Source organism: Lutaonella thermophila (assembly GCF_055387725.1).
The window spans coordinates 1-13,955 of sequence record NZ_AP043783.1 but is presented as its reverse complement, the minus strand read 5'-3'; the positions used below and the strand labels follow the sequence as shown (position 1 = coordinate 13,955).

Annotated in this window: 16 protein-coding genes; 5 read left to right on the top strand and 11 right to left on the bottom strand. The window is 33.5% G+C overall.

Going from position 1 to position 13,955, the window contains the following annotated elements; genetic code table 11:
* Positions 1 to 984 carry a D-alanine--D-alanine ligase gene (locus tag ACZ5CF_RS00080; RefSeq protein ID WP_464579527.1) on the bottom strand — a complete coding sequence of 328 codons (984 nt, stop codon included), beginning with the start codon at positions 982 to 984 and terminating at the stop codon, positions 1 to 3.
* A gap of 103 nt (positions 985 to 1,087) precedes the next feature.
* Between ACZ5CF_RS00080 and ACZ5CF_RS00075 the strand changes: the two genes are divergently transcribed.
* The 3 genes from ACZ5CF_RS00075 (at position 1,088) to yaaA (ending at position 3,574) form a co-directional block, all read left to right on the top strand.
* On the top strand, positions 1,088 to 1,675 hold the full coding sequence (locus tag ACZ5CF_RS00075) for a PASTA domain-containing protein (protein ID WP_464579525.1): 588 nt from the start codon (positions 1,088 to 1,090) through the stop codon (positions 1,673 to 1,675).
* A gap of 3 nt (positions 1,676 to 1,678) precedes the next feature.
* Positions 1,679 to 2,716 (top strand): RluA family pseudouridine synthase, encoded by a 1,038-nt coding sequence (locus ACZ5CF_RS00070; RefSeq protein ID WP_464579524.1) that lies wholly within the window; start codon positions 1,679 to 1,681, stop codon positions 2,714 to 2,716.
* 99 nt (positions 2,717 to 2,815) lie between these two features.
* Positions 2,816 to 3,574 carry a peroxide stress protein YaaA gene (gene yaaA, locus ACZ5CF_RS00065; protein ID WP_464579522.1) on the top strand — a complete coding sequence of 253 codons (759 nt, stop codon included), beginning with the start codon at positions 2,816 to 2,818 and terminating at the stop codon, positions 3,572 to 3,574.
* A 28-nt stretch (positions 3,575 to 3,602) separates the two neighbouring features.
* On the opposite strand, the gene ACZ5CF_RS00060 is transcribed toward yaaA, so the two are convergent.
* Complete coding sequence (locus ACZ5CF_RS00060) at positions 3,603 to 3,878, bottom strand: 30S ribosomal protein THX (protein ID WP_464579521.1); 276 nt, start codon at positions 3,876 to 3,878, stop codon at positions 3,603 to 3,605.
* 64 nt (positions 3,879 to 3,942) lie between these two features.
* Here ACZ5CF_RS00060 and ACZ5CF_RS00055 point away from each other — a divergent pair, with 64 nt between their 5' ends.
* Positions 3,943 to 4,602: a uracil-DNA glycosylase family protein gene (locus ACZ5CF_RS00055; protein WP_464579519.1), complete on the top strand. Its 660-nt coding sequence runs from the start codon at positions 3,943 to 3,945 to the stop codon at positions 4,600 to 4,602.
* On the opposite strand, the gene ACZ5CF_RS00050 is transcribed toward ACZ5CF_RS00055, so the two are convergent.
* Together ACZ5CF_RS00050 and ACZ5CF_RS00045 are read right to left on the bottom strand one after the other, a co-directional pair.
* The gene (locus ACZ5CF_RS00050) at positions 4,599 to 4,730 is read right to left on the bottom strand and encodes a 30S ribosomal protein THX (RefSeq protein WP_464579518.1); all 132 of its coding nucleotides are present in this window, start codon (positions 4,728 to 4,730) and stop codon (positions 4,599 to 4,601) included. The genes ACZ5CF_RS00055 and ACZ5CF_RS00050 overlap by 4 nt on opposite strands.
* The gene (locus ACZ5CF_RS00045; RefSeq protein WP_464579516.1) at positions 4,730 to 4,861 is read right to left on the bottom strand and encodes a hypothetical protein; all 132 of its coding nucleotides are present in this window, start codon (positions 4,859 to 4,861) and stop codon (positions 4,730 to 4,732) included. Before ACZ5CF_RS00045 ends, ACZ5CF_RS00050 begins: the two co-directional genes overlap by 1 nt.
* Before the next feature lie 244 nt (positions 4,862 to 5,105).
* Here ACZ5CF_RS00045 and ACZ5CF_RS00040 point away from each other — a divergent pair, with 244 nt between their 5' ends.
* Positions 5,106 to 7,463 (top strand): TonB-dependent receptor, encoded by a 2,358-nt coding sequence (locus tag ACZ5CF_RS00040; protein ID WP_464579515.1) that lies wholly within the window; start codon positions 5,106 to 5,108, stop codon positions 7,461 to 7,463.
* A gap of 6 nt (positions 7,464 to 7,469) precedes the next feature.
* Here the strand turns inward: ACZ5CF_RS00040 and trpA are convergent, their stop codons facing one another.
* Genes trpA through ACZ5CF_RS00005 form a run of 7 tightly spaced genes read right to left on the bottom strand, consistent with a single transcriptional unit; the run spans position 7,470 to position 13,841 of the window.
* Positions 7,470 to 8,231 (bottom strand): tryptophan synthase subunit alpha, encoded by a 762-nt coding sequence (gene trpA / locus ACZ5CF_RS00035; RefSeq protein ID WP_464579513.1) that lies wholly within the window; start codon positions 8,229 to 8,231, stop codon positions 7,470 to 7,472.
* A gap of 15 nt (positions 8,232 to 8,246) precedes the next feature.
* On the bottom strand, positions 8,247 to 9,428 hold the full coding sequence (trpB, locus tag ACZ5CF_RS00030) for a tryptophan synthase subunit beta (protein WP_464579512.1): 1,182 nt from the start codon (positions 9,426 to 9,428) through the stop codon (positions 8,247 to 8,249).
* A 10-nt stretch (positions 9,429 to 9,438) separates the two neighbouring features.
* Positions 9,439 to 10,071, bottom strand: a complete 633-nt coding sequence (locus tag ACZ5CF_RS00025; protein WP_464579510.1) for a phosphoribosylanthranilate isomerase — start codon at positions 10,069 to 10,071, stop codon at positions 9,439 to 9,441.
* Positions 10,061 to 10,855, bottom strand: a complete 795-nt coding sequence (gene trpC / locus ACZ5CF_RS00020; protein ID WP_464579508.1) for an indole-3-glycerol phosphate synthase TrpC — start codon at positions 10,853 to 10,855, stop codon at positions 10,061 to 10,063. Before trpC ends, ACZ5CF_RS00025 begins: the two co-directional genes overlap by 11 nt.
* Before the next feature lie 9 nt (positions 10,856 to 10,864).
* A complete protein-coding gene (gene trpD / locus ACZ5CF_RS00015) occupies positions 10,865 to 11,857 on the bottom strand; it encodes an anthranilate phosphoribosyltransferase (protein ID WP_464579506.1) in 993 nt (330 codons plus the stop codon).
* Between the two features lie 11 nt (positions 11,858 to 11,868).
* A complete protein-coding gene (locus ACZ5CF_RS00010; RefSeq protein ID WP_464579505.1) occupies positions 11,869 to 12,432 on the bottom strand; it encodes an anthranilate synthase component II in 564 nt (187 codons plus the stop codon).
* 5 nt (positions 12,433 to 12,437) lie between these two features.
* The gene (locus ACZ5CF_RS00005; RefSeq protein ID WP_464579504.1) at positions 12,438 to 13,841 is read right to left on the bottom strand and encodes an anthranilate synthase component I family protein; all 1,404 of its coding nucleotides are present in this window, start codon (positions 13,839 to 13,841) and stop codon (positions 12,438 to 12,440) included.
* Positions 13,842 to 13,955: the final 114 nt, after the last annotated feature.

The following is a 13,955-nucleotide window of genomic DNA, read 5'->3' as shown; positions in this document are numbered from 1 at the left end:
TTACATTTTTTTATTTAATGCTTCTTGTATGGCGTTGTCAAACAAATCCGGCAAAGATATGCCTGCAGCCTTTGCCTGTTGCGGGATTATGCTTGCCGTAGATAATCCCGGTACGGTATTCACTTCTAATAAATGTGGTTCTCCGTTAACAAAAATAAACTCAGAACGGGTAAAACCGTCCATTTTTAAAATGGTATATATTTTTTTAGCTATAGCAGCTACTTTAGTTGCCCATTCTTCAGAAATTCTGGCAGGAGTTATTTCTTGAGATTTGCCTAAATATTTAGCTTCGTAATCAAAAAAATCATTTTCAGAAACTATTTCTGTAATGGGTAATACTGTAACTTCTCCTTTATATTTTAACACTCCAACGGTTACCTCAGTACCATCTAAAAAAGACTCAATAATAATCTCATCGTCTTCTGTAAATGCCTTATTTATAGCATCTTTAAGTTGTTCTTTTTTAGTAACTTTAGTGATTCCGAAGCTGCTCCCGGCTTTATTGGCTTTTACAAAGCACGGTAGTCCAACAGCTTTAATTATAGCTTCTTCGTTTATAGTATCTCCTTTATTGAGGTAATAAGATGCTGCAGTTTTAATGCCATAAGGTTTTAATGTAGCAAGCAAATCTCTTTTGTTAAAGGTAAGAGCAGCTTGATACATATTGCAACTGGTATGTGGGATGTTTAACAAATGAAAATAAGCCTGAATATAACCGTCTTCGCCCGGCGTACCATGAATTGCATTAAAAACGCAATCAAACACAATTTTTTTATGGTTAACGGTAATTGTAAAATCGTGTTTATTTACAGGATGTTCTTGATTGGCGTCATCTATATAAACCCATCTGTCTTTTAAAATAAGAATTCTGTACGGATTATATTTTTCTCTATCTAAGTTTTGGTAAACCACATTACCACTTTTAACGGATATTTCGTATTCGCTAGAATATCCGCCCATAATTATAGCGATGTTTTTTTTCATGTAAAAAGCTAATTATTAATTGTGGTTGCTAAAACAAAAATATCATTATTTTAATGCAATGTAAAAAGTATTGGGTTTTATATCTTTGCTTTAAAATCTTAATATGAGCTTTATTTCATTTTTAAAAAGTAAAACCTTTTTACGTCATATAGGGTTAATGGCGGTTACTGCTATTGTTTTGGTTGTTTTAATGCTACAATGGCTTAAAGCCTCTACCAACCACGGGGAGCATATTTTAGTACCCGATTTAGCCGGTAAAACAATGATAGAAGTAAGAGAACTTTTAGATAAAGCCGGATTAAGATACCAGGTTTTAGATTCGGCAAATTATAACCCAAAATACCCACGTTTTTCTGTAATAGAGCAAAACCCACCGGCAGGAGAGTTAGTTAAAGAAGACAGGAAAATTTATTTAACCGTTAACCCTTCAGGATATAAAGATGTTACCATCCCAGATATTATACAAGTAACACGCAGAAATGCTGAAGCCAGACTTAGAGCTGTAGGGTTAGAAGTTGGTAGAGTTACGTATATTGATGAGCTTGGTAAAGACATGGTTTATTACATAAAGTATAAAGGAAAAGACATAAAGCCGGGCGAAAAACTTCCTAAAACATCTAAAGTAGAGTTGGTTTGCGGTAACGGTACGGTTACCGAACGAGCTCAAATTAAAGCAAATTCAGAAGATTAATAAATGACAACCAATAATACCGATTTAGAACAATCTCAAGATGATGAGCTGTATGAACATTACAGTTTTACAGCAAGTAAAGGACAAGAGCCTTTACGAGTAGATAAATTTTTAATGAATTTTATTGAGAACGCTACTCGAAATAAAATTCAACAAGCAGCTAAAAACGGTAACATTTGGGTTAATGGTACTGTTGTAAAACAAAACTATAAAGTAAAAGCAAACGATGTTGTAAAGGTTCTTTTTGAGCATCCTCCGTATGAATTTTTACTTACTCCAGAGAATATTCCGTTAGATATAGTTTTTGAAGATGATGAGGTTTTGGTTGTAAATAAACCGGCAGGAATGGTTGTGCATCCGGGGCATGGTAATTATTCAGGAACACTTATAAATGCCCTTGTATATCATTTTGATAACCTTCCTCAAAATAGTAACAACAGACCCGGATTGGTTCATAGAATAGATAAAGATACAAGTGGACTCCTTGCCATTGCCAAGACAGAGCACGCAATGAATCACCTGGCAAAACAGTTTTTTAATAAAACCAGTGAACGCGAATACCTTGCTTTAGTTTGGGGGAATGTAGAAGAAGATCAAGGCACTATAGAAGGTAACATTGGGAGGCATCCTAAAAATAGATTGCAAATGGCTGTTTTTGAAGATGGTTCACAAGGTAAAGAAGCCATTACTCACTACAAAGTTATAGAGCGTTTGGGCTATGTAACTTTAGTGTCTTGCCGATTAGAAACCGGAAGAACTCATCAAATTAGAGTTCATATGAAACACATTGGGCATACTTTATTTAATGATGAGCGCTACGGAGGCAATAAAATTTTAAAAGGAACAGCTTTTACTAAATACAAACAATTTGTAGAAAACTGTTTTAAAATACTTCCAAGGCAAGCACTACACGCTAAAACATTAGGGTTTGAACATCCTACTACAGGAAAATTTTTAAAATTTGAAGCTCCAATTCCGTCAGACATGCAATCCTGTATAGAAAAGTGGAGAATGTATGCAAAACATGCCAAACCCGAATAACTATAAATAAATACTATTGCTTAATTAAAACATTCTAAGCATTCTGCTCTTAGAAATTAATTAGCATTTGTAAATTTGATATCAATCAAAATTATAATCATGAAAGTTGTATTATCTCCGGCTAAATCATTAAACTTTGAGAGTAAAGTTCCTACTGCAACTTATACAGAGGCAACCTTTTTAACCGAAGCAGAACGAATTAATAAGGTGCTAAAGTCTAAATCTCCAAAGAGTTTAAGCAAGCTCATGGGAATTTCTGAAAGTTTGGCTGAGCTTAATTACAACAGAAATCAAGATTGGCAATTACCAATTACTCCAGATAAAGGAAGGCAAGCTGTTTATGCTTTTAGCGGAGATGTTTATCGTGGGCTAGATGTGTATACTTTACCCGAAGATAAAATAGACAACTTACAAAATACCGTTAGAATACTATCGGGTTTATATGGTTTGCTTAAACCACTAGACTTAATATTACCATACAGATTAGAGATGGGAACCAAATTAGCCATTGGTAAAAACAAAAATTTGTATGAGTTCTGGAAAAAGAAGATTACCGAAGCATTAAATAGTGAGCTTTCAGACAATGAGGTTTTTGTAAATTTAGCAAGTAACGAATACTTTAAAGCCATAGATGCCAAACAGCTTAAGGTTCCGGTAATTACGGCATCTTTTAAAGATTACAAAAATGGTACTTACAAATCTATTATGACATATGCTAAATTGGCAAGAGGTTATATGGCAAGATATATTTTAGACACTAATGCTAAAACACTGGACGATTTAAAAGGATTTAATTATGAAGGATATGGCTTTAGTGAAGAATTTTCATCAGAAAATGAATTAGTATTTATTCGATAAAAAAAGCTCCCAATTGGGAGCTTTTTTGTTATTCTGCCTTTTTCTTAGCAGTTGTTTTTTTAGTTGTAGTTTTTGCTTTAGTTGTTGTGGTCTTTTTTGCTGTTGTTTTTTTAGCCGTAGCTTTTGCTTTAGTGGTTTTAGGCGCACTTGCTTTTTTAGCTGTTGCAGTAGTCTTTTCTTTGGCTTTTGTTTCTTTTTTTACAGCTTCAACTACTGCAGCACGGACTTTTTTTCTAGGCCGATGCTTGCCGTAACTGCCCATTATAATTTTACCACGACGCGTTTTTTTATCACCTTTTCCCATAAAGTTTTCATTTTTGTTGGTTAGCTTTTAAAAGTACTATTTTTAGCACTTAATTCAAAATCATATGTTTAAGCATACTCACCCGTATTCTGCTTATATTCCAGATAATACCAAGAAACTTATTGTAGGAACATTGCCTCCTGCCAGATTTACAACAAGAACACTAAAAGATAAAGATGTAGATTTTTGCTATGGCAGTAAAGATGGTTTGCTATGGCCTATTTTAGAAAAAATTTACAATACACCATTATTATATGAAAACTCGCAAGAAGCAATTACCCAAAGAAAACAATTGTTACAACAACACCAACTGGGAATTTGCGATATAGTAGAGTATGCCTACAGAGATAAAATTGATGCTTCAGATTTAGGAATGAAAAATTTAAAACTTAGAGATGTAATAGAATATGTAAAAAAGCATCAATCAATAACAACATTACTTTTTATGGGCGGAAACAGTAAAAACGGTCCGGAATATTTGTTTAGAAAACTTGTAAAAAAGCATGGATTACCTTTTGTAGAAGTTACTAATACATTACCCAGAATTCACAAACTCAAAATTGGTAAAAGAGAAATAAAAACAGTGTCTTTAATAGCGCCTTCAGGAAGTGCAAACAGAGCAATAGGGAGTATGCTTTTATACAAACAAAAAAAAGCTATCAACCCAGAGTACAATACTTTTTTATTTAGAGTAGAGCAATACAGACCCTACTTTTTGGGCTAACCGTTGTTTACGGTTTCGCCCTTAACGTGTTTGGGTCTTAATCTAAATTTTTTTCTTCTGGGACGTAGCTTTCCAAAAGAGCCCATTATAATTTTACCACGACGTGTTTTTATATCACCTTTTCCCATTAAACTTTTTCTTTTTTAGTATGTTCAGAAATGGTTTTAGCATTTGGGTTAAATTCTTTTACTTTTTTTCTAAGTCTTCCAAAAATAGAAAACAAATCTTGTTTGCGTTTTTCCTTCTTTTCTTTAATCATAACTCATCATTTTAGGTTAAACAACTGTATAAAAAATACTAAAAAACTAAGTTAATGTCAAGTATTATAAGCTTTTTAGTATCGTTAAAAAGTGTTAAACAGTAATAATTTAGAAGTAGTTTTTTAACATAAAAACGTTTTTAGAAAAGAGTTATAGTGGTATTAACTTTTATTATTAAGGCTGTTGTAAAGCCTATTTTTTTAGGTATAAATTTGTATAGTTATAATTTAAGTGAAACATAAGATGATCCGAATATACTACCTAACAACAATTTTTATTTTTTTCTTTACTAATTTACTTTTTGCTCAAGTTTACGGAGAACTAAATGGGGTGGTAACAGATCAAACGGGGACACCCATATTTGGTGCATCGGTTTATTTAGAAGGAACCCAAAAAGGAGCTCAAACCAATCAAGAGGGAAAGTACAGCATAACAAATATAGAACCCGGATCGTACAATTTAATAGTAAGTTATTTAGGATATAAAACCCAAACAAAGTATAATGTAATTGTAAAATCTAAAGGTACGCCTGCGTATAATTTTGTACTTACAGAATTAGTAGAAGCCTTAGATGAGGTAGAAGTTACCAATGCAAGCAGAATTAGTAAACCTAAAGAAACTCCTTTATCTACACAAACCTTATCTGCCGTAGAAATTGCAACGTATCCGGGCAGTAATAATGATGTTGTTCAGGTAGCGCAAACCTTGCCCGGTGTATCACCCTCTATTGGTGGTTTTAGAAATGATTTAATTATTCGCGGGGGCGCCCCGAACGAAACCGTATATTATTTAGATGGGGTAGAGGTGCCTAATATAAATCACTTTAGTACCCAAGGAAGCGCAGGAGGTCCCGTTGGTATGATTAATGTTTCGTTTATAGACGATGTAACACTTTCTGCATCTGCATTCGGAGCCCAATACGATAATCCGCTATCAGGTGTACTTCAATTTAAACAACGAATAGGAAATACCAGAAATTTTGCAGGCAATTTCAGGCTTAGTGCAAGTGAAGCAGCACTATCGGTAGAAGGACCACTTTTTAAAGGAAAAAAAGCAGAAAGCAATACTAGTTATCTGGTTTCGGTTAGACGAAGCTACTTGCAATTTTTATTTAAAGTAATCGGCCTCCCTTTTAGACCAAGCTATTGGGATTATCAATACAAAATAAATCATAAAATAAATGAGTATAACACTTTAAGCCTTATTGGTTTGGGCTCTATTGATGATTTTTCTGTTGAAGCTCCTGCTGATTTTGATGCAGAGCAGCAAGCACAGTTAGAGCAGTCTCCTTTTATAAACCAAAAAACCAATACTATTGGCCTAACCTGGAAAAAAAGATTTAAAGATGGTAGCGGATTTATGCAAACCACTTTAAGTACTAACAGACTGCAAAACAAATTTACTAAGTATGAAGATGCAGAAAATCAAACGGGTGTAGTTTTTGCAAATGATGCCGTAGAATCCGAAACAAAGCTTAGATATTTAGTCACTAAATTTTATGATGAATTTAAGCTTTCGGCCGGATTTAACACGCAATATTCTAAGTATAAAAACAATACAATAAATAACGTTTATCAAAACACGTTTAATTCTGAAATAGATTTTGTAAAGTATGGGTTATTTGCCAATGTTACGCGTTCTTTTTTAAATAATAGGTTAGATGTATCTGTAGGGTTTCGTTTAGACGATGATACCTTTACAACTACAGACCACCTTTTACGTACATTTTCTCCAAGAGCAGCTATATCTTATGAGTTTATTGATAACTGGAAAATTAATGCTACTGCCGGCCGTTATTTTAAACTACCGCCATACACTATTTTAGGTTTTAAAGATAACAATAACACCTTGGTAAATAAAGATGTATCGTATACCACAAGCAATCATTTTGTGCTTGGGGTAGAACATTATTTTACACCTTCGGCAAGCTTCTCTGTAGAGGCATTTTACAAAAAATATGAAGATTACCCGATTTCTGTTGTAGATCAAGTTTCTTTAGCTAATAAAGGAGCTGGATTTGAGGTATTAGGAAGCGAAGACGTTGCAACTACCGGTAGCGGTAAAGCGTATGGTACCGAACTATTATTTCAGCAAAAATTATCAAAAAACTTTTACGGTATTTTTTCGTACACTTGGTTTTTTAGTGAGTTTACAGGGCTAAATAACAATAAATATGTCCCGTCTGTTTGGGATAGCAGGCATTTAATTTCGTTTACCGGAGGTTATAAATTAAACAATAATTGGGAAATTAGCTCTAGATATCGTTTTGCAGGAAAAACGCCATATGCCCCAGTAGATTTAGAGGCTACACAAGAAAGCTATCCCGAAATTATTTTAGATTACACCAGATTAGGAGAAGTTAAATTAGATGTGTTTAGCCAGTTAGATGTTAGAATAGATAAAAAATGGAATTTTAAAGATCTATCACTTAATATTTTTGTTGAAGCTCAAAACCTATTAAAACAGCAAATTCCTCAACCAACCGAATATGGTTTAGCCAGAGATGAAAACGGACAAGTAATAGAACCCAAAACTTTAGTGCCTATTGTTACAGACACAAGCAGTATAATTCCGAGTTTTGGCGTGGTTTTAGATTTTTAAAAGTGCTTATTTAAATTGGTTAATAAAATCTCGGGTTTTTTCTACGCCGTTTTTTTGTAAATGTTTTATGTAGGCACTACCAATTATAGCTCCGTCTGCATACGTTGTTGCTTGCGTAAAAGTTTTACTGTTAGAAATTCCAAAACCAACTAATAACTTATTTTTTAAATTCATATTAGAAATACGCTTAAAGTAGTTCAGTTCTGTTTCATTAAAAACATTTTTCGCTCCGGTAGTACTGGCAGAACTAACCATATAAATAAAGCTGTCGCTAATACTATCTATCTGTAAAATTCTTTCTTTTGGCGTTTGTGGGGTAATCAAGAAGATATTTGATAGATTATTTTTTTTAAAAATTGATGCATAATTACGAGTGTATTCTTCTAACGGAAGGTCGGGTATAATTAAACCATCTATTCCAACTCGTGCACACGCCTCACAAAAGTTTTCTATACCAAATTGTAAAATAGGATTAAAATAACCCATTATAATTAGCGGGATTGAAATGTTTTCTCTGCAGTTTTCAAGCTGAGAGAAAAGCAATTTTGTTGTCATACCATTAGAAAGCGCTTTTGTTGAACTGTTTTGAATAGTTGGCCCATCGGCTAATGGATCACTAAAAGGCAAACCAATTTCAATTAAATCTACACCACTTTGTTCTAACTCGCTAATAATTTTAGTGGTGTCATTTAAGTTTGGGTAGCCGGCCGTAAAATATATAGAAAGTACTTTTTTGTTTTTATTAAATATATTTTTAATTCTGTTCATAATAACCTACAAATATTACAGTTTAAAATAATCTATGTACGTGTTTAAATCTTTATCACCTCTACCAGAAAGATTAACTACAACAATATCTTTATCAGAAAAACTTAGTTTTGAGAGTGCAGCAAGGGCATGTGCACTTTCTATGGCAGGAATAATTCCTTCTAATTGGCACAATTCTAATCCGGCATTCATTGCTTCTGCATCTGTAACCGACAGAAACTGGGCTCTTTTACTGGTTAATAAATGTGCATGTAGCGGTCCTACACCCGGATAATCAAGTCCGGCAGAAATTGAGTAAGGTTCTACAATTTGCCCGTCAGGTGTTTGCATTAACAAAGTTTTACTTCCATGAATAATACCCTCATTCCCTAAAACAGAAGTGGCAGCACTTTTACCTGAATTTATTCCTTTACCTGCAGCTTCTATTGCAACTAATTGAACGTTTGTGTTATTTAAATAATGATAAAAAGCTCCTGCTGCATTACTGCCCCCACCAACACAAGCTAAAATATGCGAGGGGTTTTCTGTTCCTTCTTTTTCTAAAAATTGTTGTTTAATTTCTTCTGATATAACACTCTGTAAACGAGCAACCATATCAGGATACGGATGCGGACCAACAACACTGCCAATAATATAATGTGTGTTGGTTGGATTGTTAATCCAATCTCTTATAGCCTCGTTTGTTGCATCTTTAAGGGTTTTACTTCCTGATTTTGCCGGGATAACTTTAGCGCCCAGCATTTTCATTCTGGCAACGTTAGGGGCTTGCCTGGCTATATCTATTTCTCCCATATATACTACGCACTCTAAACCCATTAAAGCACAAACTGTAGCAGTAGCAACGCCATGTTGGCCGGCGCCGGTTTCGGCTATAATTCTTTTTTTACCTAAGTGTTTTGCAACTAAAATTTGTCCGATTGTATTGTTAATTTTATGAGCACCGGTATGATTTAAATCTTCACGTTTTAAGTAAATTTTGGTGTTGTATTTATTTGATAATCGTTGGGCCAAATATAAAGGAGATGGTCTGCCAACATAATCGGCAAGTAATTTATTAAAGGCTGTTTTAAACTCATCTGAAGCTAAAATATTCAGATAGTTTTTTTCTAATTCTTTAACGTTAGGATACAACATTTCGGGAATATAAGCTCCTCCAAAAATGCCATAATAACCATTGTTGTCTACTTGGTAGCTCATTTGTGTTTTGTTATAAATTATTTTTTAGTTGATGCATAAACCGTTTTAGTAAATGCAGCTTTTTTAAGCCGGGAATACTTTCAAACTGACTATTAATATCTACGGCATAGCAATATTTTGCAGCAGGTAATTTTTTAAACTTTGTAAGTTCATTAATATGTTCAAGGCCAATACCGCCACTTAAAAAGTAAGGCTTGTTAGCGGTATAATTTTTAAGTAAGTTCCAATTAAAAGTTATTCCGTTACCACCGGGAAGTTTGCCTTTAGTGTCAAAAAGATAAAAGTCAACAACCGCTTTGTAAGGCTCAACAATATTAAAGTTAAAGCTGTTACTAACCCCAAATGCTTTTATAATTTTTAGACTTGGCATAGTTTTTTTTATTGAATTGCAAAATGCTACAGTTTCTTTACCATGAAGTTGTACTCCCCATAATGTATTTTCTTTGGCGGTTTGCACAATTTGATCAACAGAAGCATCCACAAAAACACCTATTTTTTTTATTTGTTTTGGTGTTTTTGGTAATTGTGCAGTAACAGCTCTTGGAGATTTTTTATAGTAAATAAACCCCAAAAAATCTGGTTTTAATGTTGCAATTTTGTTTATGTTATCGGGATTTTTCATCCCACAAACTTTAAGCTTCATGGGGATTAATTTTATTAATAAAGTTTTGTACGGCTTTAACCGTATTGTCTTGTTTCATAAAATGTTCTCCTATTAAAAAGCCGTTATATCCATACGATTTTAAGAGGTTCACATTTTCTGGGTTGCTAATACCACTTTCAGATATTTTAATAAAAGAATCGGGTATTATTTTACTTAGGTTTATGCTTGTTTGTATATTGGTTTTAAACGATTTTAAATCACGATTATTCACGCCAATTATATCTATATTGGTTAGGTTGGTTTTTTGTAAATCGGTTTCATCATGTATTTCTAATAAAACTTCAAGTTGTAGTTGTTTGGCTACCTCAGAAAGTGCTGTAATTTGTTGTTTGGTTAAGCAGGCAGCAATCAATAAAATTACATCGGCTCCAAGAGCTTTAGCTTCTAATATTTGAAACTCATCTATAATAAAATCCTTACGAAGTAAAGGTAGGTTTGTTGTGGACCGAGCCAATAAAAAATCATCAGCAGATCCACCAAAATAATTAGTGTCAGTAAGCACAGACATCCCAGTAGCACCGCCAATTTCATATGCATTTGCTACCGTAATCACAGAAGCTTTTTGATTAATATTATCTTTAGAGGGGGAACGTCTTTTAAACTCTGCTATAATCCCACTACTACTTTTTGCTAATTGCTCTTTTAGCGATATAGTTTGTTTGCTAAATAGTTTAGCATTTTCTAGTTGTTTTATAACAATAACTTGCTTTTTTAAAGCTACTTCTTGTTGTTTATAGGCAATTATTTGTTGTAAAATTGTCATAGAAAATTATTAATTACAAATGGCTAACATTTTTTTAAATGCATTCAAAGCATTTTTGCTTTGTAACGATTCTTGAGCTAGTTGGTATGCATCATCTAATGCTATATGCTTTGCTGTGACGATGGCAAGTGCTGCATTTGCACAAGCAACTTTAGTTTGGGCTTCTGTGCCTTCTGCATGTAATACAGCAGAGAAAATTTTAGCAGCATCTTTTACAGTATTTCCCCCAAAAAGATCTTGTGGTGTTATGGTATTTGTTTTAAAATTTTTTGCAGACAATACTGTTTCGGCTGTATTACTTATAATTTTAGCGTTTCCGGTTAACGAAAGTTCATCATAACCTTGCAAATCATGTAAAATAGTATAGCTTTTATTTGTTTGTTGGTATAAATAACTATAAACTCTTGCCAGCTCTAAGTTAAACACGCCCACCATTTGATTAGCAGGAAAAGAAGGGTTTACCATCGGGCCAAGCATATTAAAAAAAGTCTTAACGCCTAACTCTTTCCTTATGGGAGCTACCTGTTTCATGGCAGGATGAAATAAAGGAGCATGTAGCACACAAATGTTGGCTTCTTCTAAACACTTTTTTAACTTAGATGTATTGTTTGTAAAGTTAACTCCTAAATATTCTAATACATTTGAAGACCCGCTTACAGACGATACTCCGTAATTACCATGTTTAGCAACTTTTATACCGGTTCCGGCAACTATAAATGAAGCAAGGGTAGAAATGTTAAAAGTGTTTTTGCCATCACCTCCTGTACCACAAAGGTCTATTGTGTTATACTCAGAAAAATCTACATGAATACACATTTCTAGCAAAGCATCTCTAAAACCTTGAAGCTCTTGTAGCGTTATGCTACGCATCATATAAACAGTTAAAAAAGCAGCTACTTGGCTTGCATTAAAATTCCCTTTTGCAATCTCTATCAACGTATTTTTTGCTTCTTCTGCAGATATGCTTTCGTAATTAATCAGTCTGTTTAAAATATCTTTCATAAAACCAATTTTTAGTGGTTTACCCAGTTTTCTAATAGTTGTTTTCCTAAAGGGGTTAAAACAGATTCTGGGTGATATTGCACACCACAAACATCATATTCTTTGTGTCTTAAAGACATTAATTCTCCGTTTTCATCAAAGGAGGTTGCAATTAAGTTTTCAGGTAATTTTTTATCAACTACCCACGAGTGATATCTGCCTACTTCAAAAGTTTTAGGTAGGTTGGTAAAAAGCACATCGTTTTTAGTGCAGGTTACTGTGGTGGCAACACCATGATAAACGGTAGATAGATTAATTAACTTACCTCCAAAAACTTCGGCTATTGCTTGCATTCCTAGGCATACACCAAAAATACTTTTAGTTGGAGCGTATTTGGCAATAATTTGTTTTAACAAGCCGGCTTCGTCCGGTATTCCGGGTCCCGGAGATAGTATAATTTTGTTAAACGAAGCTACATCTTGCAATGAAAGCTCGTTATTTCGCTTTACGGTAACATCACAATTTAATTCTTCTAAATAATGTACTAGGTTATAGGTAAAGCTATCGTAATTATCTATCATTAAAACTTTTTTCATTTGCTTTAAATGGTTTCTGCCATTTTTATGGCTGTTGTTAATGCTTTTAATTTGTTATAAACCTCTTGGTTTTCGTTTTCAGGTTTAGACTTAGATACTATACCGGCACCAGCCTGGTAATACAGCGTGTGGTTTTTGCTTAAAAAAGTTCTAATCATTATTGCATGGTTAAAGTTTCCGTTAAAATCCATAAAACCAATAGCGCCACCATAAAATTCTCTGTTGGTAGGTTCGTATTGTTCTATAAGTTGCAAGGCTTTATATTTTGGAGCTCCGCTTAGCGTTCCTGCCGGAAAAGTATTAGCAACTATTTGCATTGTTTTGGTATCTGGTTTTTTTTGCCCCACCACTTTAGAAACCAAGTGAATAACATGCGAAAAAAACTGAAGTTCTTTATAGGTTTCTACTTTTACATTGGTGCCATTTCGGCTTAAATCGTTTCTCGCTAAATCTACCAGCATTACATGTTCTGCATTTTCTTTAGGATCTGCAAAAAGCTTTTTTGCAGTAATAGCATCTTCTTCATCATTACCGGTACGTTTAAAGGTTCCGGCAATAGGGTGTATTTCTGTTTTATTATTTTTAACTACGAGTTGAGCCTCTGGCGATGAGCCAAATATTTTAAAAGAGCCATAATCAAAATAAAAAAGATATGGCGATGGATTTATGCTTCTTAAGGCTCTGTAAACGTTAAACTCATCTCCTTTAAAAGCCTGTGCAAATCTTCTTGATAATACAAGCTGAAATACATCACCTCTAAAACAATGTTCTTTGGCTTTTACAACTAGATCTTTGTAAGCACTGTCGCTTAAATTAGAAACCGGATTGCCATCAGTAAAAAAAGGATAGGAAGCATAGTTTTTAGTATTAATAACATGCAATATTTCTTGAATGTTTTCTTTGGTATTAAAATCATGCGAAAAAATATAGGCTTCGTTATTAAAATGGTTTATGGCAATAATGTTTTTATAAACCGCATAGTAAATTTCGGGGATATTAACAGCATGTGGTTTAGAGGAAATAGATACGCTTTCAAAATACTTAACGGCATCATAAGCAACAAAACCAAAAAGCCCATTAGTTATAAACTTAAAAGTATGATTAGATGTGCTGCTAAAACACTCGGCAAATTGGTGTATTTGGTTTATAACTTCACTTGTATTTTTAATTTCTTGTTGCTGTTTTACACCATCCGGGAATAAACATTCTATTGTGTTGTTTTCTACTTTTATGTGTGCAATAGGGTTAAAACACACATACGAAAAACTGTTTTGATTGGCATGATAATCACTACTCTCCAGTAGTAAACTATTAGGGTACTTATCTCTTAATTTAAGATATAAGTTTACAGGTGTAATAGTATCTGCTATAATTTTTTTATACGATGTTTTTAAAACGTATTTTTTCATACAGTTTTTACAAGATTAGTGAGTTATAAAAAACAAAAAAGGCTTGTCGTGAATTGCGACAAGCCTTTTTTGCATTACATACATACAAGGGTGCTACTTCACGACGTTAAACGC

Coding starts and splice junctions, on each gene's coding strand:
- ACZ5CF_RS00080 (WP_464579527.1), bottom strand. CDS start 984: ATGAAAAAAAACATCGCTATAATTATGGGCGGATATTCTAGCGAATAC.
- ACZ5CF_RS00075 (WP_464579525.1), top strand. CDS start 1,088: ATGAGCTTTATTTCATTTTTAAAAAGTAAAACCTTTTTACGTCATATA.
- ACZ5CF_RS00070 (WP_464579524.1), top strand. CDS start 1,679: ATGACAACCAATAATACCGATTTAGAACAATCTCAAGATGATGAGCTG.
- yaaA (WP_464579522.1), top strand. CDS start 2,816: ATGAAAGTTGTATTATCTCCGGCTAAATCATTAAACTTTGAGAGTAAA.
- ACZ5CF_RS00060 (WP_464579521.1), bottom strand. CDS start 3,878: ATGGGAAAAGGTGATAAAAAAACGCGTCGTGGTAAAATTATAATGGGC.
- ACZ5CF_RS00055 (WP_464579519.1), top strand. CDS start 3,943: ATGTTTAAGCATACTCACCCGTATTCTGCTTATATTCCAGATAATACC.
- ACZ5CF_RS00050 (WP_464579518.1), bottom strand. CDS start 4,730: ATGGGAAAAGGTGATATAAAAACACGTCGTGGTAAAATTATAATGGGC.
- ACZ5CF_RS00045 (WP_464579516.1), bottom strand. CDS start 4,861: ATGATTAAAGAAAAGAAGGAAAAACGCAAACAAGATTTGTTTTCTATT.
- ACZ5CF_RS00040 (WP_464579515.1), top strand. CDS start 5,106: ATGATCCGAATATACTACCTAACAACAATTTTTATTTTTTTCTTTACT.
- trpA (WP_464579513.1), bottom strand. CDS start 8,231: ATGAACAGAATTAAAAATATATTTAATAAAAACAAAAAAGTACTTTCT.
- trpB (WP_464579512.1), bottom strand. CDS start 9,428: ATGAGCTACCAAGTAGACAACAATGGTTATTATGGCATTTTTGGAGGA.
- ACZ5CF_RS00025 (WP_464579510.1), bottom strand. CDS start 10,071: ATGAAGCTTAAAGTTTGTGGGATGAAAAATCCCGATAACATAAACAAA.
- trpC (WP_464579508.1), bottom strand. CDS start 10,855: ATGACAATTTTACAACAAATAATTGCCTATAAACAACAAGAAGTAGCT.
- trpD (WP_464579506.1), bottom strand. CDS start 11,857: ATGAAAGATATTTTAAACAGACTGATTAATTACGAAAGCATATCTGCA.
- ACZ5CF_RS00010 (WP_464579505.1), bottom strand. CDS start 12,432: ATGAAAAAAGTTTTAATGATAGATAATTACGATAGCTTTACCTATAAC.
- ACZ5CF_RS00005 (WP_464579504.1), bottom strand. CDS start 13,841: ATGAAAAAATACGTTTTAAAAACATCGTATAAAAAAATTATAGCAGAT.